Origin of the sequence: Serratia sp. H1w, from assembly GCF_000633355.1 — a bacterium.
In the GTDB taxonomy this organism is placed as follows: Bacteria; Pseudomonadota; Gammaproteobacteria; order Enterobacterales; family Enterobacteriaceae; genus Chania.
Window position 1 is genome coordinate 1 of record NZ_AYMQ01000115.1, and the last position, 18,508, is coordinate 18,508.

Annotated in this window: 25 protein-coding genes, 3 tRNA genes and 1 pseudogene; 9 read left to right on the top strand and 20 right to left on the bottom strand. The window is 52.8% G+C overall.

Features of this window, described 5'->3' with window-relative positions; genetic code table 11:
- Positions 1-263 precede the first annotated feature (263 nt).
- Complete coding sequence (locus U869_RS0124370) at positions 264-1,331, bottom strand: GGDEF domain-containing protein (protein WP_025118941.1); 1,068 nt, start codon at positions 1,329-1,331, stop codon at positions 264-266.
- 240 nt (positions 1,332-1,571) lie between these two features.
- On the opposite strand from U869_RS0124370, the gene U869_RS0124375 reads away from it, so the two are divergent.
- On the top strand, positions 1,572-1,856 hold the full coding sequence (locus U869_RS0124375) for a DUF1435 domain-containing protein (RefSeq protein WP_025118942.1): 285 nt from the start codon (positions 1,572-1,574) through the stop codon (positions 1,854-1,856).
- An 80-nt stretch (positions 1,857-1,936) separates the two neighbouring features.
- Here the strand turns inward: U869_RS0124375 and U869_RS0124380 are convergent.
- The 4 genes from U869_RS0124380 to U869_RS0124395 all read right to left on the bottom strand — a co-directional run bounded on the left by U869_RS0124380 (position 1,937) and on the right by U869_RS0124395 (position 3,290).
- Positions 1,937-2,023 (bottom strand) — tRNA-Leu (locus U869_RS0124380).
- 41 nt (positions 2,024-2,064) lie between these two features.
- Positions 2,065-2,151 (bottom strand) — tRNA-Leu (locus U869_RS0124385).
- A gap of 35 nt (positions 2,152-2,186) precedes the next feature.
- Positions 2,187-2,273 (bottom strand) — tRNA-Leu (locus U869_RS0124390).
- 114 nt (positions 2,274-2,387) lie between these two features.
- Positions 2,388-3,290 (bottom strand): LysR family transcriptional regulator, encoded by a 903-nt coding sequence (locus U869_RS0124395; RefSeq protein ID WP_029987196.1) that lies wholly within the window; start codon positions 3,288-3,290, stop codon positions 2,388-2,390.
- A gap of 115 nt (positions 3,291-3,405) precedes the next feature.
- Between U869_RS0124395 and U869_RS0124400 the strand changes: the two genes are divergently transcribed.
- The 5 genes from U869_RS0124400 to U869_RS0124420 all read left to right on the top strand — a co-directional run bounded on the left by U869_RS0124400 (position 3,406) and on the right by U869_RS0124420 (position 8,608).
- Positions 3,406-4,398: an aldo/keto reductase gene (locus U869_RS0124400; RefSeq protein WP_025118943.1), complete on the top strand. Its 993-nt coding sequence runs from the start codon at positions 3,406-3,408 to the stop codon at positions 4,396-4,398.
- A 274-nt stretch (positions 4,399-4,672) separates the two neighbouring features.
- Positions 4,673-6,094 carry a 3-isopropylmalate dehydratase large subunit gene (gene leuC, locus U869_RS0124405; RefSeq protein WP_025118944.1) on the top strand — a complete coding sequence of 474 codons (1,422 nt, stop codon included), beginning with the start codon at positions 4,673-4,675 and terminating at the stop codon, positions 6,092-6,094.
- Between the two features lie 2 nt (positions 6,095-6,096).
- The gene (leuD, locus tag U869_RS0124410) at positions 6,097-6,705 is read left to right on the top strand and encodes a 3-isopropylmalate dehydratase small subunit (RefSeq protein WP_025118945.1); all 609 of its coding nucleotides are present in this window, start codon (positions 6,097-6,099) and stop codon (positions 6,703-6,705) included.
- Between the two features lie 19 nt (positions 6,706-6,724).
- Positions 6,725-7,636, top strand: a complete 912-nt coding sequence (locus tag U869_RS0124415; RefSeq protein ID WP_025118946.1) for an alpha/beta fold hydrolase — start codon at positions 6,725-6,727, stop codon at positions 7,634-7,636.
- 39 nt (positions 7,637-7,675) lie between these two features.
- On the top strand, positions 7,676-8,608 hold the full coding sequence (locus tag U869_RS0124420) for a LysR substrate-binding domain-containing protein (protein ID WP_025118947.1): 933 nt from the start codon (positions 7,676-7,678) through the stop codon (positions 8,606-8,608).
- 71 nt (positions 8,609-8,679) lie between these two features.
- Here U869_RS0124420 and rsmC read toward each other — a convergent pair whose 3' ends face one another.
- A complete protein-coding gene (gene rsmC, locus U869_RS0124425; RefSeq protein WP_025118948.1) occupies positions 8,680-9,723 on the bottom strand; it encodes a 16S rRNA (guanine(1207)-N(2))-methyltransferase RsmC in 1,044 nt (347 codons plus the stop codon).
- Between the two features lie 143 nt (positions 9,724-9,866).
- Here rsmC and U869_RS0124430 point away from each other — a divergent pair, with 143 nt between their 5' ends.
- The 3 genes from U869_RS0124430 to U869_RS0124440 all read left to right on the top strand — a co-directional run bounded on the left by U869_RS0124430 (position 9,867) and on the right by U869_RS0124440 (position 12,436).
- Positions 9,867-10,304, top strand: a complete 438-nt coding sequence (locus U869_RS0124430) for a DNA polymerase III subunit psi (protein ID WP_025118949.1) — start codon at positions 9,867-9,869, stop codon at positions 10,302-10,304.
- A complete protein-coding gene (rimI, locus tag U869_RS0124435; protein ID WP_025118950.1) occupies positions 10,249-10,692 on the top strand; it encodes a ribosomal protein S18-alanine N-acetyltransferase in 444 nt (147 codons plus the stop codon). The genes U869_RS0124430 and rimI overlap by 56 nt, the downstream gene beginning before the upstream one ends.
- A gap of 493 nt (positions 10,693-11,185) precedes the next feature.
- A complete protein-coding gene (locus tag U869_RS0124440) occupies positions 11,186-12,436 on the top strand; it encodes a site-specific integrase (protein WP_025118951.1) in 1,251 nt (416 codons plus the stop codon).
- Here U869_RS0124440 and U869_RS31100 read toward each other — a convergent pair.
- The 14 genes and pseudogenes from U869_RS31100 to U869_RS0124515 all read right to left on the bottom strand — a co-directional run.
- Entirely contained in the window at positions 12,408-12,614 is a 207-nt protein-coding gene (locus U869_RS31100) for a helix-turn-helix domain-containing protein (protein WP_081795962.1), read from the bottom strand. The two genes, U869_RS0124440 and U869_RS31100, sit on opposite strands and share 29 nt — an antisense overlap.
- Positions 12,615-12,734: 120 nt before the next feature.
- Positions 12,735-13,256 carry an XF1762 family protein gene (locus U869_RS31575; protein ID WP_369795032.1) on the bottom strand — a complete coding sequence of 174 codons (522 nt, stop codon included), beginning with the start codon at positions 13,254-13,256 and terminating at the stop codon, positions 12,735-12,737.
- A 2-nt stretch (positions 13,257-13,258) separates the two neighbouring features.
- Positions 13,259-13,504: a hypothetical protein gene (locus tag U869_RS0124455; protein WP_025118953.1), complete on the bottom strand. Its 246-nt coding sequence runs from the start codon at positions 13,502-13,504 to the stop codon at positions 13,259-13,261.
- Complete coding sequence (locus U869_RS0124460) at positions 13,494-14,168, bottom strand: hypothetical protein (protein WP_025118954.1); 675 nt, start codon at positions 14,166-14,168, stop codon at positions 13,494-13,496. The genes U869_RS0124455 and U869_RS0124460 overlap by 11 nt, the downstream gene beginning before the upstream one ends.
- Positions 14,158-15,012: a hypothetical protein gene (locus tag U869_RS0124465; RefSeq protein WP_025118955.1), complete on the bottom strand. Its 855-nt coding sequence runs from the start codon at positions 15,010-15,012 to the stop codon at positions 14,158-14,160. The genes U869_RS0124460 and U869_RS0124465 overlap by 11 nt, the downstream gene beginning before the upstream one ends.
- Positions 15,009-15,272: a hypothetical protein gene (locus U869_RS0124470; protein ID WP_025118956.1), complete on the bottom strand. Its 264-nt coding sequence runs from the start codon at positions 15,270-15,272 to the stop codon at positions 15,009-15,011. The genes U869_RS0124465 and U869_RS0124470 overlap by 4 nt, the downstream gene beginning before the upstream one ends.
- On the bottom strand, positions 15,259-15,642 hold the full coding sequence (locus tag U869_RS0124475; RefSeq protein WP_025118957.1) for a hypothetical protein: 384 nt from the start codon (positions 15,640-15,642) through the stop codon (positions 15,259-15,261). The genes U869_RS0124470 and U869_RS0124475 overlap by 14 nt, the downstream gene beginning before the upstream one ends.
- Before the next feature lie 10 nt (positions 15,643-15,652).
- A complete protein-coding gene (locus tag U869_RS30195) occupies positions 15,653-16,177 on the bottom strand; it encodes a hypothetical protein (RefSeq protein WP_025118958.1) in 525 nt (174 codons plus the stop codon).
- A gap of 38 nt (positions 16,178-16,215) precedes the next feature.
- The gene (locus U869_RS0124485; RefSeq protein ID WP_025118959.1) at positions 16,216-16,620 is read right to left on the bottom strand and encodes a hypothetical protein; all 405 of its coding nucleotides are present in this window, start codon (positions 16,618-16,620) and stop codon (positions 16,216-16,218) included.
- Positions 16,617-17,480 carry an ATP-binding protein gene (locus U869_RS0124490; RefSeq protein WP_025118960.1) on the bottom strand — a complete coding sequence of 288 codons (864 nt, stop codon included), beginning with the start codon at positions 17,478-17,480 and terminating at the stop codon, positions 16,617-16,619. Before U869_RS0124490 ends, U869_RS0124485 begins: the two co-directional genes overlap by 4 nt.
- A 9-nt stretch (positions 17,481-17,489) precedes the next feature.
- Positions 17,490-17,657, bottom strand: a complete 168-nt coding sequence (locus U869_RS32295; RefSeq protein WP_157834762.1) for a hypothetical protein — start codon at positions 17,655-17,657, stop codon at positions 17,490-17,492.
- Complete coding sequence (locus U869_RS0124500) at positions 17,654-17,860, bottom strand: hypothetical protein (RefSeq protein ID WP_025118961.1); 207 nt, start codon at positions 17,858-17,860, stop codon at positions 17,654-17,656. The genes U869_RS32295 and U869_RS0124500 overlap by 4 nt, the downstream gene beginning before the upstream one ends.
- A gap of 103 nt (positions 17,861-17,963) precedes the next feature.
- Positions 17,964-18,095, bottom strand: coding sequence for a protease FtsH-inhibitory lysogeny factor CIII (locus U869_RS32005; RefSeq protein WP_115650681.1), 132 nt, complete (start codon positions 18,093-18,095; stop codon positions 17,964-17,966).
- 70 nt (positions 18,096-18,165) lie between these two features.
- Positions 18,166-18,508: pseudogene (locus tag U869_RS0124515) on the bottom strand (hypothetical protein); the annotation flags it as partial.

Sequence of the window (18,508 nt, forward strand, 5' to 3'; positions counted from 1 at the left end):
CACTGTTAACCGGTTCCCGACCTCGTCATAACATTTGCCTGGCCGACCTTGTAATACGAAGTCAGTCTCGCGAGAGAAAGCTTCAGGATACTCTTCGGCATGGGCAATGAGGCGGGAGCCACTCTACGGCACGAAGTCAGCGCGAGCACTGCTTCCAGGGGCGCGCGGCTTCCCGGTTGCCAGATGAGTACAGTACAAGGACAGTATTCATCCGGCCCTCTAAACATACAAGGGGCGCGACATGCTGCGCCCCTTCAGTGCCACTACACGGCGAGCTGACTGGAAGCTAGCTGGATATTGTTGCGGCCGCTGTTTTTGGCCCGATACAGCGCGGCGTCGGCGGCACAGATCGCCGAGTCGATATCCAGCTTGTCCAGCGCAGAGATACCGGCGCTTAACGTGACTTTGCTTGTCTCCTGCGCGTGGAAACGGTGAGAGATCGTTAATGCCTGTACGCATTGGCGCACCTCTTCAGCCAAATAAGCCGCGTAGTCTTCACCGACGTTGGTCAGCAGAACCAAAAACTCTTCCCCACCGTAACGTACCACTATATCCCGTGAGCGCACCGCATCCCGGATGGTCGCTGCCACCTGGACCAATGCCTGATCGCCCAGGGTGTGGCCGTAGCGATCGTTATAGGCCTTGAAGTGGTCGATATCGAGCAGCAATACAAAGTGTTGGCCCGAGGTAGGGATCTGCAACTGATTCAGTTTGCTCTCCAGCCCACGGCGGTTATACAGGCCGGTGAGCGGATCGATCATGCTCAGATCGCTGAATTTATCCCGTTCGTGATACAGGTTGGCGACCAGATGTTGGGTAAACATTTCGCTGCGCTTTAACAGCAAATGATGCACCGAGAAAGCAATGATCGGCAGCAGGGTGGTGAACAGGATCCGCATGGTGTTATGCATACCGTCCAACCACAGGATAATCAACGCCGAGGGGACGGCGTGCAGGCAGAAGGCGAGCAGGTTATCCGTCAGCGAGATGGCGCTGATAAAGAAAATACTGAACAGGCTGATCAGCAAAAAGCTGTGGTTATCGCTGGCGATCAGCTGGCTCTTGCTAAAGATGTGCGCCGCCCACAGCAGACCAAGGGTAACGGCGAGCAGGTTGAGCCTTTGGACAAAGTGGCGGGGGGAATACAGCGCATAGAGCATTGCCGCCAGGCAAAGCGGCGGAATGCAGATTAACGGTAGCGTATAGGCCGGGGTCTCTTTAAAGGGCACGAATAAAGTAAAAATGGCAGAGGCTGCATTCATCAACAAGAAAAGAAACAGGGATAAACGCTGTTTGCTGGTTTGTAATTGCTGATAAGAACGCGAGTTCATAGGGGGATCACTCTTTAACAATTAGGGCGGTCTAAGAAGAAAGGCTGGAAAATACCTATTGAATAATTTTAATAAGTTATTATTAATATGCTATAGATGTTAGGAATTTTCTTATGTGAAATTAACATTTTTACTGCAGCCTGTCATCCGCGTTCAGCCGGATATTGAAAAGAGTGCGCGGCCAAAAAAAGTGTTATATGATATTGGTTATCATTATCACTTGTAAAGGTGGGGGTTATCATGTTAGCTGCCATGGTTACCGCTTGTGGATTGTGGGGTATCAGTTGGTGCCTGGGGAATCGGCTTGCCAGCGCCTGGGGGGTGTTGTTGCCCTGCGCTCTGATGCCATTTCTGGCGCTGATCGACCTGGATATGATGCAACTGCGCACTCTGATCGTGGTTGCCATGCTAGCCACGCTGGTGATGCTGTTTAACAGCCGCTGGCGTCATTACCTGCTGCTCCCTTCCTGTATGGCTTTGGCCGGTGGCTTGGCCGCAATCAGCCTGCATTTCAGCTTTAGCTGAAACGACAAAATCACGCATTAGCGTGTGGATGTTTTACAGTGGATTTTTATGCAGGAACAGCTGGAAGAGAACTCATCAAGTGGTGCGAAGAGAGGGACTTGAACCCTCACGTCCGTAAGAACACTAACACCTGAAGCTAGCGCGTCTACCAATTCCGCCACCTTCGCACAGTTTGATGTGTCTTTGATTGCGATTTATATCACCAGCTTGGTGCGAAGAGAGGGACTTGAACCCTCACGTCCGTAAGAACACTAACACCTGAAGCTAGCGCGTCTACCAATTCCGCCACCTTCGCATTCGATGCTGTGTAATATAAATCATGTGGTTATTTGGTGCGAAGAGAGGGACTTGAACCCTCACGTCCGTAAGGACACTAACACCTGAAGCTAGCGCGTCTACCAATTCCGCCACCTTCGCTCACCAGATACGCTACCGAAGTAACGCTACCACGGAGGCGAATTCTAGAGATTTTGCAGGGTACGTCAATAGTTATTTACCTGTTTAGCGGCGTTTGCTGGAAAAAACGGCATATCAGCGGTTTTTATGTGGCTCAAACAACGTAATCAGCCAATCAATCAATACCCTGACGCGTGGCGCGAGGAAACGGCCAGGTGGGTACATGATATAGATTGGCATCGGCGGCGGTGGCGTATCGGCCAGCACTTCCACCAGTTCCCCCCTTTGTAGCCAGGGGGTGAGTACATAACGTGCCGCCTGGATCAGCCCCATACCTGCAACACAGGCACTGGTATAGGCATCGGCCCCGCTAACGCTCAATTTGCCGGGGAGTTCTCGCAGCTCAAGGCGGCCATCACGGCAAAATTCCAGCGGATAGTTGCGGTTACTCACCAGCGAGAAATAGCCCACCGCCCGATGATGTTGCAGCTCATCTAACGACTGCGGGGTGCCAAATGTCCGCAAATAGCCGGGAGAGGCACAGGTAACCTGTGGAAACTGTGCAATGCGCCTGGCTACTAGCGTATCGTCTTCGGTTTCCCAGGCTCGCAGTACGCAGTCCACGCCTTCGCGCAGCAGATCGACATGCGTGTCGTTAGCTCCCAGCGCAATCTCTATCTCAGGATAAAGCTGATAGAACTCATCCAGCGCCGGGATGACGATTTCCCGCGCCAGCGAATGGGGCATATCGATCCGTACTTTACCGGTGGGTTGCAGCTTGTGGTGGCTGAACAGGGTGTCAGCTTCTTCCAGTGCGTCCAGTAAGTGCAGGCAACGCTGGTAGTACAGCGTCCCTTCGGCGGTCACCTGAACCTGACGCGTAGTGCGCACCAATAATCTGACGCCAAGCCGCTGCTCCAGGCGTTTGAGCACGTTGCTTACCGTGGCACGCGGCAGTTGCAACCGTTCGGCCGCGCGGCTGAAGCTGCCTAGTTCCACGATCCGGGTAAAGATCCGCATAGCCTGAACCTGATCCATCTTGCCGCCCGTATTGTTGGTGATTTATGAACAGTGATGTGCAATCTGCATTATTTATCTTTGTGGCATAAACAACCAGACTTTGTTTCGACACCCACGTTTAAAGGACAACACAATGCAACAGCGCAAATTAGGCACTAATGGCCCCCTCGTCTCTGCCCTGGGTTTAGGTTGCATGGGGATGAGCGATTTCTACTCCACCGGTCATGATGAGCAAGAAGCGATCGCCACGCTGCATCGGGCGTTGGAGTTGGGAGTGACCCTGCTGGACACCGCAGATATGTATGGCCCACACACCAACGAACAGCTGGTTGGCAAGGCGATCAAAGGCAAGCGCGACCAGGTGTTTCTGGCCACCAAGTTCGGCATCGTGCGCGATCCGGCGGATCCCACTGCACGGGGCGTGAGCAGTAAACCGGACTATATCCGTCGTTCGGTAGAAGGCAGCTTGCAACGGCTGGGCGTAGAAACCATCGATCTTTACTACCAGCATCGTGTCGATCCTTTGGTGCCGATCGAAGAGGTGGTTGGCACCCTGGCGGATTTGATCGTCGAGGGCAAGATCCGCCATATCGGCCTGAGCGAAGCCTCCGTGACGACCGTGGAGCGAGCCCATAAGGTGCATCCGATCACTGCGTTACAGACCGAATACTCCCTGTGGAGCAGGGATGCCGAGCAGGGGCAATTGGCGGTTTGCCAACGCTTGGGGATTGGCTTTGTGGCCTATAGCCCGTTAGGACGCGGTTTCCTGACCGGGGCGATCCAGCGTATCGAGGATCTGGCGGCAGATGATTTCCGCCGTGACAACCCGCGTTTTCAGGGGGAGAACTTCGCTCGCAACCTGGAACTGGTCGCCAAAGTCAGCGAACTGGCCAGGCAAAAAGGCGTTGCTCCGTCGCAGTTGGCGCTGGCCTGGGTGATGGCGCAGGATGAACATATCGTCCCTATTCCTGGAACCAAGCGTCGGCGTTATCTGGAAGAGAACGTGGCGGCAGCGGAGATTACGCTGACTGCACAGGAGCTGGCAGCGATTGAGGCGGTATTCCCGCTTGCTGAGGTAGCCGGTGCGCGTTATACCCCGGTGGGCATGGAACTTGTTAACGGTTAAATACGGTATTTGCTAATGCCGTTCTCGGCATTAGCAACCCTCTAAAAAACCAATCTCTTATTAAATACCCAGCGTTCCTTCACACTTTAGAATAAAAAGCGTGATGTCATTAAATATCCAGTAAATTCATATCAATAGATGATATACGATCCGTGTTTTTATCAATTACAAATTGGCACGATGGTTTTACTTATGTCGTAAAAATGAGCTTGTTATGATCGGTTGAAATATCCCTCCAAGGCACCTGCGTTAACTTGTTTTAAGGTGAATATCAATGGCCCAAGAAACGCTTTACGACAAACTGGTTAATTCCCATCTGATACGTCAGTTAGATGATAAAGGCAGCGTACTGCTGTATATCGATCGGTCGATATTAAATGAATACACCAGCCCGCAGGCTTTTAGCGGGTTGCGGGAAGCAAACCGAAAGGTGTGGAAACCGGCATCCATTCTGCTGAATGTCGATCACGTCAATCCGACGCGGCCTGAAAGAACGCCAGATATGACCGACCCGGGTGGCGAGTTGCAGGTTAACTACTTCAGAGACAACAGCCGCGACTTTGCCATCGAACTTTTCGACGTGATGGATAAACGCCAGGGGATTGAACACGTTGTCGCTCATGAACAGGGGTTGGTGATGCCGGGCATGGTGATCGCCGCGGGTGATAGCCATACCACCACTTACGGTGCTTTTGGCGCATTGGGATTTGGCATCGGCACCTCAGAGATTGAACACCTGCTGGCGACCCAAACGCTGGTGTATAAAAAGCTCAAAACCCTGCGGGTTACCGTGCAGGGGCAGCTACCGGCGTTCAGCGTGGCCAAAGATATCATTATGGCGTTGATTGAACGTATCGGCGCAGACGGTGCCACCGGTTATGCCATTGAGTTTGCGGGGGAAACCATCGACAGCCTCAGCGTTGAGGGCCGCATGACCCTCTGTAATATGGCGGTTGAGGCCGGGGCCAGGGGGGCGTTTATGGCCCCGGATGAGAAAGTCTTCAGCTATCTGCAAGGTGCACCGCGCATGCCGCAGGGAGCCTTGTGGGAGCAGGCGGTTGCGCATTGGAAAGCCTTGAAGAGCGACGAGGATGCGGTGTTTGATAGTGAGATCCTGCTCAATTGCCGTGAGCTGACGCCCAAGATCACCTGGGGGATCAGTCCCGATCAGGCGGGTAATATTACCGATCGGGTACCAGACCCCGCCGATGAGCCCAACCCGGCCAAGCGGCGTGAAATGGCAATGGCGCTGCGCTATATGGATCTTCAACCTGGTACACCGTTCGAGCAGATAGCCATTACCCATGCCTTTATCGGTTCCTGTACCAATGGCCGCATCGAGGATCTGCGGGCCGTCGCCAGCGTGCTAAAAGGCCGAAGGATCGCTGACCATGTGCGCGGAATGATTGTGCCAGGTTCAACGCAGGTCAGGGAGCGGGCCGAAAAGGAAGGCCTGGCTAAAATCTTTATCGACGCTGGCTTTGAATGGCGTCAATCCGGGTGCTCCATGTGTCTGGCAATGAATGAAGATGTTTTGGCCCTGGGAGATCGTTGTGCGTCGAGTACCAACCGGAACTTTGCAGGCCGCCAGGGAGCGGGAGCCAGAACGCATCTGATGAGCCCAGCCATGGTGGCGGCAGCGGCTGTCGCTGGTCACTTGACCGATATCCGTCAATTTATGCAGCAGGGGGACTGATTATGGAATCTTTTAACCTCGTCAGTGGCGTTGTGGCGCCGATGATGGCAGCGAATGTCGATACCGATGTGATTATGCCAAAGCAGTTCCTCAAGGGGATCGATCGTCAGGGGTTGGATAAAGGCGTGTTTTACGATCTGCGCTTCCAGGCGGATGGTCAATTAAACCCCCACTTTGTGCTCAATCAAACCGGTTGGGAAAACGCCACCTTCTTGCTGGTCGGGCCCAATTTTGGCTGTGGTTCCAGCCGTGAACATGCGGTTTGGGGACTGAAACAGCTGGGCATTCGGGCGCTGATCGGCAGCAGTTTTGCCGGTATTTTTAATGATAATTGCCAGCGCAATGGTGTGCTGACCATTGAGCTGGATGAATTATCCCTGCGTCAGATCGAAATCATTGCCACTGACCCGCAGCGCAATACCCTGACGGTTAACCTGGAACAACAGTGGATCGGCTGTGGTGAGGAAAAGTTTACTTTCAGCATCAACGATCTAAAAAGAAAAATGCTGTTGGAAGGGCTGGATGCGATTGCCTATACGCTGCAATACCAGAATGACATTCGCCGTTTTGAAACCGACCATTTCGCGGCTCAACCTTGGCTGCAATGCTAGTTGACACTGAGGCTAAAAAATGAAGAACACCATGAGGGTCTTGAGTGAGTCGCCCTTTATTCCGGGGTTCACGCTGCAAGACGTCACTTTATCGAATGGTATCACGATGCGTGTCGCAATCGGTGGGCAAGGTGCCCCGTTGGTGTTATTACATGGACACCCACAAAACCACGTAACCTGGCGCAAGATTGCCCCTGCGTTAGCGAAGGAATTTACCGTGATCATGCCCGATTTGCGCGGCTACGGTGATAGTAGTAAGCCGCCAAGCGATCCGGCTCATCGCAACTATTCGAAAAAAGTGATGGCGCAAGACATCATCCTGCTGATGGATTTGTTGGGCCATGACGGTTTCAGCTTCGCCGGACACGATCGTGGCGGAAGGGTGGGGCACCGTTTGGCGTTAGACTACCCGCAACGGGTCAAGCGCTGCGTGTTTATCGACATCGCCCCAACGGCAACCATGTATGCATTAACGGACAAGAACTTCGCTACCCGTTACTTCTGGTGGTTCTTCCTGATACAGCCAGCGCCGCTACCGGAAAAACTGATCGCCTCGGATCCTGAGTTCTTTCTCCAGCGGCATATCGATGGCCAAATCAAGATCCCCGGTTCAACCGGGCCCGATATTTTCGCCGAGTATTTACGTTGTTATCGCGACCCTGAAATGCTGCGGGCAGTATGTGAAGACTATCGGGCGGCGGCGACGATCGATCTCGAAGACGATGCGGCCGACAGTGAGCAAAGGATCGTCTGCCCATTACAACTGTTATGGGGGGAAAAGGGCACCGTGGGGCAACTGTATGATGTGATCGCGACCTGGCAGGATAAGGCCAATCACGTTGAGGGAACCGCCTTGCCATGCGGCCATGCGCCCCATGAAGAGGTACCCGAGAAAATGTTGGCGGTCATGCTACCTTTCCTGAGGGGATGAAGGTAACCTGTCCCACTCTTACTGCGCATAAGTGAAAATATGAACATGCAAGAGAGTAAAATCAATCAGTGGCCGTTGCTCGAAGATCTGCATGTTTTTTTAACCATCGCCAGAAATGAAAACTTTTCCCGTGCGGCGTCTGAGTTGGGGCTCTCTCCCTCTTATATCAGCAAGCGGATTAATATCCTGGAAAAACGGTTGGATACGCGGCTGTTTTTCCGTAATAACCGCACCATGCGATTAACGTCGGAGGGGGAAAAAGCGCTCTCTGGCGCCATGAATGTTATTGGCAGTATGGATCAGTTTGTTTCTGAACTGGCCGCCTGGCGTGAATCCATCGTTGGCGTGGTGAATATCAGTTGCTCCTTTGGTTTTGGCCTGTCGCATATTTCCCAGGCTATTTCAGAGTTAGCCAAAGCCTACCCTGATTTGCATATCAAACTGACGTTGTCCGACCAGGAAGTGGATCTGGTTGAGGAAGATGTTGATATTGAAATCCGTATTGGCGACGACATCAAAGATTTTTATATCGCCAAGCGGCTGTTTGAGAATCGGCGGGTGCTCTGTGCCTCGCCGGAATATATTGAACATTTCGGTCTGCCGGGCACCATCGATGAGTTAAAAAAGCACAAGTGTCTGTTTATTCAGGAGCGCAACGCGTCATTTGGCATTTGGTCATTAACCAATGGCAGCGATATTGCTCAGGTGCATGTCAATAACCAACTCTCTTCCAACAGCGGTGGCGTGGTGCTGAATTGGGCCTTGAAAGGTCATGGCATCGTATTGCGTTCAATGTGGGATGTGAAAAAGTATATCGACTCGGGTGAACTGATCCATGTGCTGCCGCAGTGGTATCAAAATGCCAATATCTGGGCGGTGTACCCAACCCGGCCATCGGGTTCGGCCAGGCTGAAGGTATGCATCGACTTTCTGGTTAACTATTTCGCTGACAACCCGCCTTTGCAGGTTTAGTCGAGAGTAGATTGCAGGCGTTAAAGCGTGGCACGGACAGTTCCCTCTCCCTATGGGAGAGGGTTAGGGACTTATCTTTTCTTCTTCGCATCGCGTGGCTGGCGGGCTACGGTAGCTTTATAGACCTTGAACCGGCCGTTCTGTGCCAATACTTCATGGCTGCCGAAAGTCGCATCCAGAATATCTGGATAAGGCAGGAAGGCGTTGGCGACGATACGCAGTTGGCCGCCGATTGGCAGGTGTTTTAACGCTCCACGGATCAGCGTTTCGGCGGCGGTCAGGCTGGTAGCCAAGCCGTCGTGGAACGGTGGGTTGGAGATGATCAGATCAAAGCGGCCGGTAATGTCGGAGTAGACGTTACTGACGATCACTTCCCCTTCGATACCGTTGGCAGCCAGCGTTGCACGGCTGGATTCCACCGCGGCGGCGTTAACGTCGCTGAGGGTCAGCTTCATCTTCGGTGACAGCTTGGACAGCACCGAAGCCATCACGCCAGCACCACAGCCCACGTCCAGCACTTTGCCTTTCATGTGTTTTTCCAGCGTGGAGAGCAGCAATGAACTGCCAACGTCCAGACCGTCACGGCTGAACACGCCCGGCAGTGTCTTCACTTCCAGATCGTGCAGTTGATAGCTTTCCCACCAGTCAGCCAGGTCAAACTGGGTCTGCGCATCGATGCGGCCATGATATAAGCCACAGCGGCGGGCGCTGTCGATTTTGGCCAGCGTGGCGTGACCTTCCAGGGTTTGCTCCGCGCTGCGTACGCCGCTGCGGTTTTCACCGACGACAAATATTTCTGCGCCAACCGGCAGCAGGGCCAGGATATTGCACAGTTGGAACTGCGCTTCCTGCTTGCTCTTCGGCCAGTAATACACCAGCGTATCGCACTCGGCGACGAACGCAGGAGCGACCGTCAGACCGAACTGTGCATTCTCTCCCATCGCCCGGTTCAGTAACTGCCAGTGATGGTATTGCTGGGTGTGGACACGCACATCCGCGGCCTCGAATTGGGCCGGCAGGGTATCCTGCACATCGCCGGCAAACAGCACGCGGCGTTCAATAAATTCATCACTGTGGCGCAGCATGACTTCACTGGCGGGGGTTAATGCAGACATCAGTTTTCGGCTCCTCAAGATTTAGCCGTGGATTATAGAGGTTTGTGGCGAGATGTTCGACGGGTTTGTTGGCGCAGGCTGCGCGGGTTTGTTAGCATAGCGCGGCATAGGGCAGGTAGGGCGCGCAACACACGGGGATTGGCATGGCATCAAAACGCGACTGGTTGTTACAGCAACTGGGGATTACGCAGTGGACATTACGCCGCCCTGGCGTGTTGCAGGGGGAGGTGGCAGTAAGCGTGCCCCCGAACGTGCGCTTGCTGGTGGTGGCGCAGGCATTGCCCGATCCGCAGGACCCGCTATTTTGCGACGTGCTGCGCAGCCTCGGGCTGACACCGGCACAAACCTATGGCCTGACACCGGATCAGGTAGCGATGCTACCGGAGGATACCGAGTGCAACAGTTGGCGGTTGGGCGTTACGGAGCCGCTTGCGGTGGCCGGCGCGCAGCTACATAGCCCGGCGCTGGCCGAGCTTTCTCAAGATGCGGGTGCAAAACGTGCACTCTGGCAGCAGATTTGTCACCATGAACAGCATTTCTACCCTGACAGCGGCCGATCTGGCCACAGCCTTCAAGATTGAACAAGCCAGCCACGCCTTTCCCTGGACGGAGGCGACATTAGCCAGCAATCAGGGCGAACGTTACCTTAACCTGAAACTGGAAGCCGATGGGCAGATGGCGGGTTTTGCCATCACCCAGATTGTGCTGGATGAAGCCACGTTGTTTAACATCGCCATCCATCCAAGCTGGCAGCGCCGGGGCTTTGGCCGTACGCTGTTGACTGCCGTGATCGAGCAGTTGGAAACGCGCGGTGTGGTCACTTTATGGCTGGAAGTTCGTGCTTCAAATCGCGGTGCGATAGCCCTCTACGAAGACCTTGGCTTCAACGAAGTCACGGTACGCCGTAACTATTACCCCGTAGCCAATGGCCGCGAAGACGCCATCGTAATGGCGCTACCGCTGGGGTAGTGCGGTTATATCCAGCCCTTGATAATTGCCTTGCTGCTTTTATCTTCTCTGCCGAAGAAACCATTGATTGTCACCGGTTGGCAAATCAGCGAAAATACTCGGCTACTATCTTTTTATTACCGCTTTGCCTGGCGCCGCGATCGGAGCGTTGTGATGATGAGCAGGGCGGACTAACCATAGAAACGTGAAAAACATGTCTCCTAGTGAATTCGCCCGCGAAGTTGCGAAAAGAAGAACTTTCGCCATTATCTCGCACCCAAATAATACCCCTCCTATAAAGTATTAAAACCCCCGAAAACCTCCCACAAAATACCCAAGAAAAACCCCCATAAAACAGTCTTTCCGCTTCGAATTGCACGTTATTTGTGCAAATTACAGTAAACAACAAAAGACTATTTTACATTCCTCGCAATAAAAATATGTACAACCAGATGTACATAACCTTAATCTCTAAGCCTCTCCTGGTGAAATATGTACACAATGAGGCTTCACAATGGCTCTTTCTGATACCTGGTTGCGCTCCACGCTTGGTAAGGAACAAGAGAAGATACTCGTCAAAACCGATCGGGATGGCTTGTCCGTTCGCGTGTCGCTGAAAGGAAAGATCACGTTTCAGTATCGTTATCGATGGGGCGCGAAGTCCGAACGTGTTGACGTTGGTACATACCCGGCGATGAGCCTCAAAGATGCCCGCGATGCTGCTATACGCCTGCGCGGTGAAGTAGAGAACAACCGCAACCCCCGAATCGTAAAAGCCACTGAGCGGATCAGGGCTGTGGGGGCGCTAACTGTCCAGCAGGTGATCGAGCAGTGGTATGAAGCCTATTGCGAGAAGAACAAGAAAAACGCCGGGGAGATAAAGCGATCTTTCGAATTGCATGTGTTTCCGAAGATCGGCGCGATGCCGCATGAGAGCGCTAATTTTCATGTGTGGCTATCGCTGCTCGAGCCGCTCGTAAGCAAATGGCCCAGCATCGCCGACCGGATCCTGGTCAATGCCAAGCAGGCCCATCGATGGGCAATGCGCCGCCAACTGGTGACAAATAACCCGTTAACAGAATTCACGTCAAAAGAGCTGGGAGTTGAGATCGGTACCGGCGAGCGGGTGCTATCTCACGATGAAATAGCGTTGCTTTGGCGGTGTATGGAAGAAAGCCGGATGACGCGGAAAAACGAACTATTCATCAAGCTTTGTCTGCTGTTTGGCTGCCGTGGCGGCGAGCTTCGGTTGGCCAAGATCAGTGATTTTGACATGGAAAAGAAGGTATGGACGGTGCCGCCGGAGAATCACAAGATGGGTGCCAAGACGGGCAAGCCACTTTTGCGGCCTATCATACCGGCTGCGGAGGAGATGATCGAAGAATGCAAACGGCACAATGCCGGTACTCAGTGGCTTTTTGTTAATACGGGAAAGAAAACTATGATGGGGAAAACTGTCGCCCTGTCGCTGCCGTATAACGTCATGCAGTTTGCCAGGCGTAAGTTTGGTATTGAGATGCCGCACTGGTCGATCCATGACCTGCGCAGAACAATGAGGACGAACCTGTCAGACCTCACGGAGCCACACATAGCCGAGATAATGCTAGGCCATAAGTTGCCGGGGGTCTGGCAGGTTTATGATAAGAGCGATTACCTTGACGAACAGCGCAAGGCATACGCGAAGTGGTGGGCGAGGGTTGAATCTATCGTGTGCGGTGATGGGAAGGTGGTCGAATTTACTCACATGAGGTCTGCTGGTAAGTAACGATATCCGAACGGCGGTATTTGTTCGGGCAGCTCTTTATTGCTGGCGATGGGAAACTGGGTTTTTTCTTTCGCCAGTTCAGAACAGTTTGTTCGCTAACTTCAAAAAGTTCAGCAACTTCTTGAGTTGTCATGTAAAAGCTCTCGGACATGGGGTTACCTCTCTGTAAACCGCCCATTCAGCATGCCGATCGTGTAGAGGAACCTGGCCAGGCTAACGCCGTGCGGCTGTATCTGCGCGAAATGGCTCATGATGATAGGGCGGGATAATTTATCGAATGGGGTTTTGGGGTTTTCTTCTATGGCGCGGTGTAGTTCATCGTTACAACGTTTTGCGACGGAGCGGAGAGCGTTTTGCTGAACGTTTCCGGCGTCAAGGCTATGTTGCTTTGCGGGCATTCATTCCCCCAATGATCCCAGCCAGGCACATCGCAGCGGCTGAATAGTTCGATTCGTGACACATCGCCATACAGCCGCTCAAGCCGCTGACGGGCTTCCCAAGGTTTCGTGCTGTGCTGGCTAATTGGCGCATAGATGATTTGTTTTACTGCAGCGTCGGCGCGTTCCAGGCCTGCCCCACGCACTGCGCCGTATAGCATGCTGTTGGCGTTTTTCGTGCCATCAGTGCAGGTACGGTTAACTTCCAGCGTTAGGCCGTCATCGAAATGCCGCGCTATGGGGCGTCCGGCCATCGCTACACCAACCAATTCACCGGCATCATTGCGTAGCCCTACGCTAAACTTATGCCCGCGTGGCGGCTTGTTGTGCCGATGTAGCTGTTGGACGAAATCACACGCGGCACGAAAAGAAATTGGCGTCACCTTCACTCTCTCTCCCCCTGTGTGTGCTGCCCTGTGCTCATAATTTTGTTGAGCCTTGCAAGCACATTTTTACCTGATACCTTTTTCCATGAGGTGCTAGTCACATAATTCAACCAGCGCCTAGGCCGAAGATAAATCAACAACTCCCAGTCCCAACCAGGCAAGCGTCGATAGGTTTTCCCCTCTGTTTTTATGCGTACCTCGCCATCTTCGAAAGTTTCAGTTGTTGGCTCATCATTACTCTTCATGATGGGCCTCGCTGTCACTGACTCGCGCTGTTGTCCACGAAACTGAATGCTCCGCCGTCAGCGTGAATACGTTCCCGCACTCGTCGCACTCCATGCTTTCTTCATCAGCGTCGTATTTTTCATCAGTACATATCTCTGCATTGCAGTACGGGCATTTGGCTTCGCTTTCATGCCAATAATCACTCTCGCTGTACTCATCATCTGGAACTATGCGAGCCAATGCAGCCTGGCGCCTTTCGTGTTCCCTCTGCTCATGGCATGGGTGGCAAGTCCAACCCCACACATTATTAGCGTCACATGATCCCCACATAGCACCATCGGGGGTTGCAACGGCCTCTTTTCGTTTAACTCCACAACCTTGGCAGCGGTCATGCTCTTCGCAGACCACGTAAGTCATTTTTTCGCCATTTTGATTGCAGTGGCCGCAACCGTTAACCCACATCCACACGCCGTTAATTTCCAGCGCATAGAAGTGTTTTTCCGGTGGCTCGATTGAGAAATCGCAGTCCTGAACAAGCTTCCCTCTGCTTACAATGCGTTCGCCAAACAATTGCGTTTTGCCGCTTCGAGTACGCGGCATTCCTGGAACAAGGCGAGCGTCATCAATCTTGCTGATTATCAGCTCACCTTTTTCTGTTCTCTTCAGTTCGCTATTAGTTGCCATCGCTGGGCCTCCCAATGAATAAATCACCTTGTTGCATGTATTGATGCGCAGGCGCACCGCTTAGATTGTGAAAGCGGTTAATCCATGTATGCGGGGTTGGTGGGGTCACCTTTTCAATGGCCCCTTTTAAAATTGCGCATCTACCGGCCAATATCGCGGCCTTTAGTTCTTGTTTAGAAAGGTGCATGGCGTAATCCGCCTCTTTAATTGCCCGGGTAAGTTCGGGGTATTTGTTGTTAAATTTCGGAACGTTACAGGCTAGATTTGTTGAATCGGCAGACGCTAAGGGGTAATTGCCCAACACCCGACCGTCGAGCATGCGCAGCCCGTGAATCATCGTTGTAAAATTATTGCGGTAGTAAATCGCCTCAAAGGCTTCTTCCATGCGCTGGTGCCATTCTTTCGTGCGAATAACGGCATATTTGCCAGATGAACCAAAACACACCCGAGGCCATTCGCGACAAAGCTCTATCAAGCGATCAATGCTTTCGTGCAGGTGCCATACGGGTGCGGCTTTGTCGCGAAACATTGAAGGCAATTTGCGGATAAGATCGTCGTTGTCAGCTTCACCCCCTTCTACAACATCGGGAACGACGAAAAACTCTAGTTTTTCATGAAAGTAATGAGCCATAAGCCAGCGATAGAACTCTATCCAGTCAATTTTCAAGCCGCGTTTCCAGGCTGAAAATGCTCCGTTGTCGATGCTTACTTTTGAGGCATGCTGGAATGATTGCCGGAGCTGGTCGGGGCGAGCGTAGGAAACAAATGCACCGGCACCGGTTACGGCTATTCGATGCACATCACCACGGTTGCCCCATATTGGGGTGCCGTGGTAATGAATCATCCCCGGCCCTCCTTCAACTCGACAGCAAATGCTCGCGCCATCAGTGCATTTTCTGCAGATGACTTTTCCCCGTAACAGCCAGGGGATAGCTTGCTGTAATCAGCAGCTAACTTTTCTTGCTGCTCAGCGAACTTCTCTACTCCGCGCGCTTCGGCATCGGCCAGCTTTCGAACTAAATAAGCCGCTAGAGACTCGTTTACTTTAATGTCGCCGGGGATGGCCTTGCCCAGCAGGACGCCTTGCATTTCAAATACTGTCATGACTAGTTCCCCGCAGTTGCTTAGCGAAATCATTCAGTACACCAACTATTGTGATGGCATCCGGCGTAGGGCTGATTGCGCAATGCAGGTGTTCGATTGCCTTCTCAACGCCTATTGCTTGCTGATTAGCCAGAGTGGCGTCGGTGGACTTGGCCTCAGTAATCCACTGCTCAATTTGCTCTTGCGGGGAGAGGGTGTAGTCCCAGAAATAATTGGCATCGCCGTGGCTTGATTCGATAGGCAGGAAGCCAGCGGTGTAAATCGCCCTCATGGCTTCGATGAGTTTGTCATTTTTCACATTCAGCGCCATCACTTCGCGCTCTCTCGATTCAAGCTGCTGCTTGAGTTGCTCGTAAGTCAGTACGTTCATGGGGTTATCCTTATGCCGCTACAAATTCAGACTTGAAGCGGGGCCAGCTAGGCTCTCCGCATCTCATGCCGTCTTCGCGCTGGTAAATGATGTTGACCGGCTGGCCGTTGGTTAGCTTCACTGACTCGATGGTGATAAGCATTCCACTGGCTTTGCATCGGTATTCATCGTTAGCCGCGGGGATGGGTGTTTGCGCTTGCGGTGGCTTATCACGGAGCCAAACAAAGCCGGTTGAGTCGATATCAGTGCGTAGCGTGTAGCGAGTGCCGCCGATAGTCTCGTTGCCCCAGCGTTCCTCGTTGAGGTATTGCTTGATAGGCCAGATATCGGCGTAGTGGAGATAAATGGCTGAGCTGGTCATTGAGTTGGCCCAGCCCTCAAAAAACGGTTCGTGCAAGTTAAGCGTCATCCCCGCAGTAGCTCCTCCAGACAATACGCGGCCCTCACCACCCGTTGAACCGAGGTTGCGGTGAAAGGCCGTGATGTGATTGCGAGAGTCTTTGCGAAGATGCGCCAGGATTAAGTCTGGTCGCATCGTTGGTTACCTGCGCGGAGGGGGGGTTACTTAGCTACTCAGAAAGGAGGTTCATCGCTCCAGCCCGATTGATTGCTTTGCTGATTCGAGTGCTGACCGGAGCTTTGTTGCGGCTTCCCCTGGTTAACACCAGAATGTGCAAAGCCGATCCGCGCGTTCTGCAATTCAAGCGTGATGGTCTGGCCGTTTTGCCCGTCGTACACTTCAACTCGAATGCTTTCGCCGCTTACTTCAACGATTGCACCCTCAACTAACACGCTGCGATAGTAATCAGCCTGCGGGCCGGGTTTGGCAAACACAGCGGCGCTGTAGTTCGTCCATTCCTTCTGCCTCTTCTGCCGATCGTAATATTGAACCCCGGCGCGGATGTTAAAGCCGGTACTGTCACCGGCTTGGAATTCGCGGGCCGCTTTGTTGAGTCGTACTGTGATGCTGTGCATTATGCTGCTTGCTCCAATTCAGATTTTCGTGTGTCGTATACTTCTTTTGCCTTCGCTTGCTGCTCGCTGCCTCTGAGTGATTTCCACGCCTCTTCGAATGCAGGTTTAAGGTCGTCAATCGATGTTGAGTTTTGAGCAAGTTCCACGAAATGCTTTAGAGCCTCGTCAAGTGGGTTAACACCAGACTCAAGCCACGCCAATAGTTTCTTGCCGGTTTCTTCGGATAGTTTTTCAGGGTCTGAGTTGGAGAACAGCTTGGTACGGTCTTTCGTGGCGTTGGCGTGGTGCGTTTCGTGGACGATGTCGAGCACGGTAGTGAACTCGTATTCCACTCCGTCTCGCTGCTCTGACTTCATACCTAGCTTGGCAACCTTCTTGCGTCCGTTCTCTTCAACTTGCGCCGTTTCGGTCTTGCTTCGCATCGTTGCGATGATGTGCATCGGCGATCGGAGAATGGAATCAAGAAACAGGCGGTGCCGCGGGTTAATGTCGCTCCACGCTGACCAGGAGTTTCCGCGATATTTGTTTTTGGCGATGGTATCTACAAGCTCTAGACAGCCACCAACGCCGCCCCATTCGTGGGTAATACTATCAATCACCAGCGTGTCATAACCGGCTTGTTCGGCTGCCTGGATAGCCTCAATAAAGCGTTCAGGTGAAAATGGTGGTTCCAGTTCCAAAACGTCAAACTCTGCGATATCAGAGTAGAGCGAGGCGCTACCTTTTTCGGTATCAACAACGGCTATCTTGCCGCCGATCCCCTTAGCAATCAGAAGGGCGCTGTATGTTTTGCCTGAACCGCTCGGCCCGGTAAGTGCCAGCCGTAGCTTGGCTTTCTTTCTCATGGCTTTTTCAAATTTCATAACTGCCTCTTAGTTGAAGTTACCTGCAAACTCACTCCATGTGAGTGACGGGCTTTCATGTTGCGCACCGTGCCAGCGAACTTCCTTTTCCGCTTGTGACTCTATTAACTGTTGTTGCAATTCGCTCTGCATGTGAGAGACGAACAGATCATCATTAGCGAGTAGCTCCTGACTCATGCTACCGCCTTAACTTCAGTGACTGAGTAACCACGTTCGGCGAGATACGCGAACACCACTGATTCATCCATAACAGCCAGCATTTCGCGCTGAGCGGCTTCGTCAGGCGTTTCTATCTGCGCCCCTATCAGATTTACCTTCATTTCACCGGAGCGGATGCCGGGGGTGCTGCTTACTCTGTTGCAGGTGATTTCGATGTTCATTTCGCCCTCCGATAGAAAAGGTTGTAGGCAACTTGGAATAGGTCGTTATTGCCAACTCGACGTGCATCGCTGGCTAACAGTTGAAGTGCGCGGGCAACGTTCATTAGGGCTCACCTCTCTGGTTCAGCGTGGCTTTAAGCCAGCGCCCGATAACGCGCATCCGGCGAGTGATAATGTCGAGTAGTGATTCCTGAGCGACGCCCATGAGGGTGCCGCCCGCGATGGCATACATCATGGGGGTGCTCCTGATTAAGATTTATTAGTAGGTGATGCGGATGGCGGTTACTTCGCCTTTTGCAATGGCTTTACTCGACCTCTACGAATTCACCAGCTTCATTCACCGAATAAGCCGTGTTGGCCTTAATGCCGTTCTCGCCGACGTAAGCAATAGCGAAGCGGGTGCGCGTTCCGTCATTGTAAGGAACCGCTGCGCAGCCACCTTCACCCAACACAATGCGCGAAACTGATCCGGCTGCCGCCACAACAACGTCTTTACCAGTAGCATCGATTCGTGCGTAGTTGCCGGAGCTGCCAATTCGTACGTAGTTGCCGGAGCTGCCAATTCGTGCGTAGTTGCCGGAGCTGCCAATTCGTGCGTCGTCGCCGGAGTTGCCGATTTGTGCGTAGTAGCCGGAGCTGCCGATTCGT

What these genes read in the sequence shown, in the direction of transcription:
- U869_RS32295 (WP_157834762.1), bottom strand. Translation starts at nt 17,657, where the DNA reads ATGAGTCAGGAGCTACTCGCTAATGATGATCTGTTCGTCTCTCACATG.
- U869_RS30195 (WP_025118958.1), bottom strand. Translation starts at nt 16,177, where the DNA reads ATGCGACCAGACTTAATCCTGGCGCATCTTCGCAAAGACTCTCGCAAT.
- U869_RS0124475 (WP_025118957.1), bottom strand. Translation starts at nt 15,642, where the DNA reads ATGAACGTACTGACTTACGAGCAACTCAAGCAGCAGCTTGAATCGAGA.
- U869_RS0124500 (WP_025118961.1), bottom strand. Translation starts at nt 17,860, where the DNA reads ATGAACATCGAAATCACCTGCAACAGAGTAAGCAGCACCCCCGGCATC.
- U869_RS0124415 (WP_025118946.1), top strand. Translation starts at nt 6,725, where the DNA reads ATGAAGAACACCATGAGGGTCTTGAGTGAGTCGCCCTTTATTCCGGGG.
- leuD (WP_025118945.1), top strand. Translation starts at nt 6,097, where the DNA reads ATGGAATCTTTTAACCTCGTCAGTGGCGTTGTGGCGCCGATGATGGCA.
- U869_RS0124455 (WP_025118953.1), bottom strand. Translation starts at nt 13,504, where the DNA reads ATGAAGAGTAATGATGAGCCAACAACTGAAACTTTCGAAGATGGCGAG.
- U869_RS0124440 (WP_025118951.1), top strand. Translation starts at nt 11,186, where the DNA reads ATGGCTCTTTCTGATACCTGGTTGCGCTCCACGCTTGGTAAGGAACAA.
- U869_RS0124395 (WP_029987196.1), bottom strand. Translation starts at nt 3,290, where the DNA reads ATGGATCAGGTTCAGGCTATGCGGATCTTTACCCGGATCGTGGAACTA.
- U869_RS0124400 (WP_025118943.1), top strand. Translation starts at nt 3,406, where the DNA reads ATGCAACAGCGCAAATTAGGCACTAATGGCCCCCTCGTCTCTGCCCTG.
- U869_RS31100 (WP_081795962.1), bottom strand. Translation starts at nt 12,614, where the DNA reads ATGGGCGGTTTACAGAGAGGTAACCCCATGTCCGAGAGCTTTTACATG.
- U869_RS0124375 (WP_025118942.1), top strand. Translation starts at nt 1,572, where the DNA reads ATGTTAGCTGCCATGGTTACCGCTTGTGGATTGTGGGGTATCAGTTGG.
- rimI (WP_025118950.1), top strand. Translation starts at nt 10,249, where the DNA reads ATGAACAGCATTTCTACCCTGACAGCGGCCGATCTGGCCACAGCCTTC.
- U869_RS0124430 (WP_025118949.1), top strand. Translation starts at nt 9,867, where the DNA reads ATGGCATCAAAACGCGACTGGTTGTTACAGCAACTGGGGATTACGCAG.
- U869_RS0124460 (WP_025118954.1), bottom strand. Translation starts at nt 14,168, where the DNA reads ATGGCAACTAATAGCGAACTGAAGAGAACAGAAAAAGGTGAGCTGATA.
- U869_RS0124465 (WP_025118955.1), bottom strand. Translation starts at nt 15,012, where the DNA reads ATGATTCATTACCACGGCACCCCAATATGGGGCAACCGTGGTGATGTG.
- U869_RS32005 (WP_115650681.1), bottom strand. Translation starts at nt 18,095, where the DNA reads ATGATGTATGCCATCGCGGGCGGCACCCTCATGGGCGTCGCTCAGGAA.
- U869_RS0124470 (WP_025118956.1), bottom strand. Translation starts at nt 15,272, where the DNA reads ATGACAGTATTTGAAATGCAAGGCGTCCTGCTGGGCAAGGCCATCCCC.
- rsmC (WP_025118948.1), bottom strand. Translation starts at nt 9,723, where the DNA reads ATGTCTGCATTAACCCCCGCCAGTGAAGTCATGCTGCGCCACAGTGAT.
- leuC (WP_025118944.1), top strand. Translation starts at nt 4,673, where the DNA reads ATGGCCCAAGAAACGCTTTACGACAAACTGGTTAATTCCCATCTGATA.
- U869_RS0124420 (WP_025118947.1), top strand. Translation starts at nt 7,676, where the DNA reads ATGAACATGCAAGAGAGTAAAATCAATCAGTGGCCGTTGCTCGAAGAT.
- U869_RS0124370 (WP_025118941.1), bottom strand. Translation starts at nt 1,331, where the DNA reads ATGAACTCGCGTTCTTATCAGCAATTACAAACCAGCAAACAGCGTTTA.
- U869_RS0124490 (WP_025118960.1), bottom strand. Translation starts at nt 17,480, where the DNA reads ATGAAATTTGAAAAAGCCATGAGAAAGAAAGCCAAGCTACGGCTGGCA.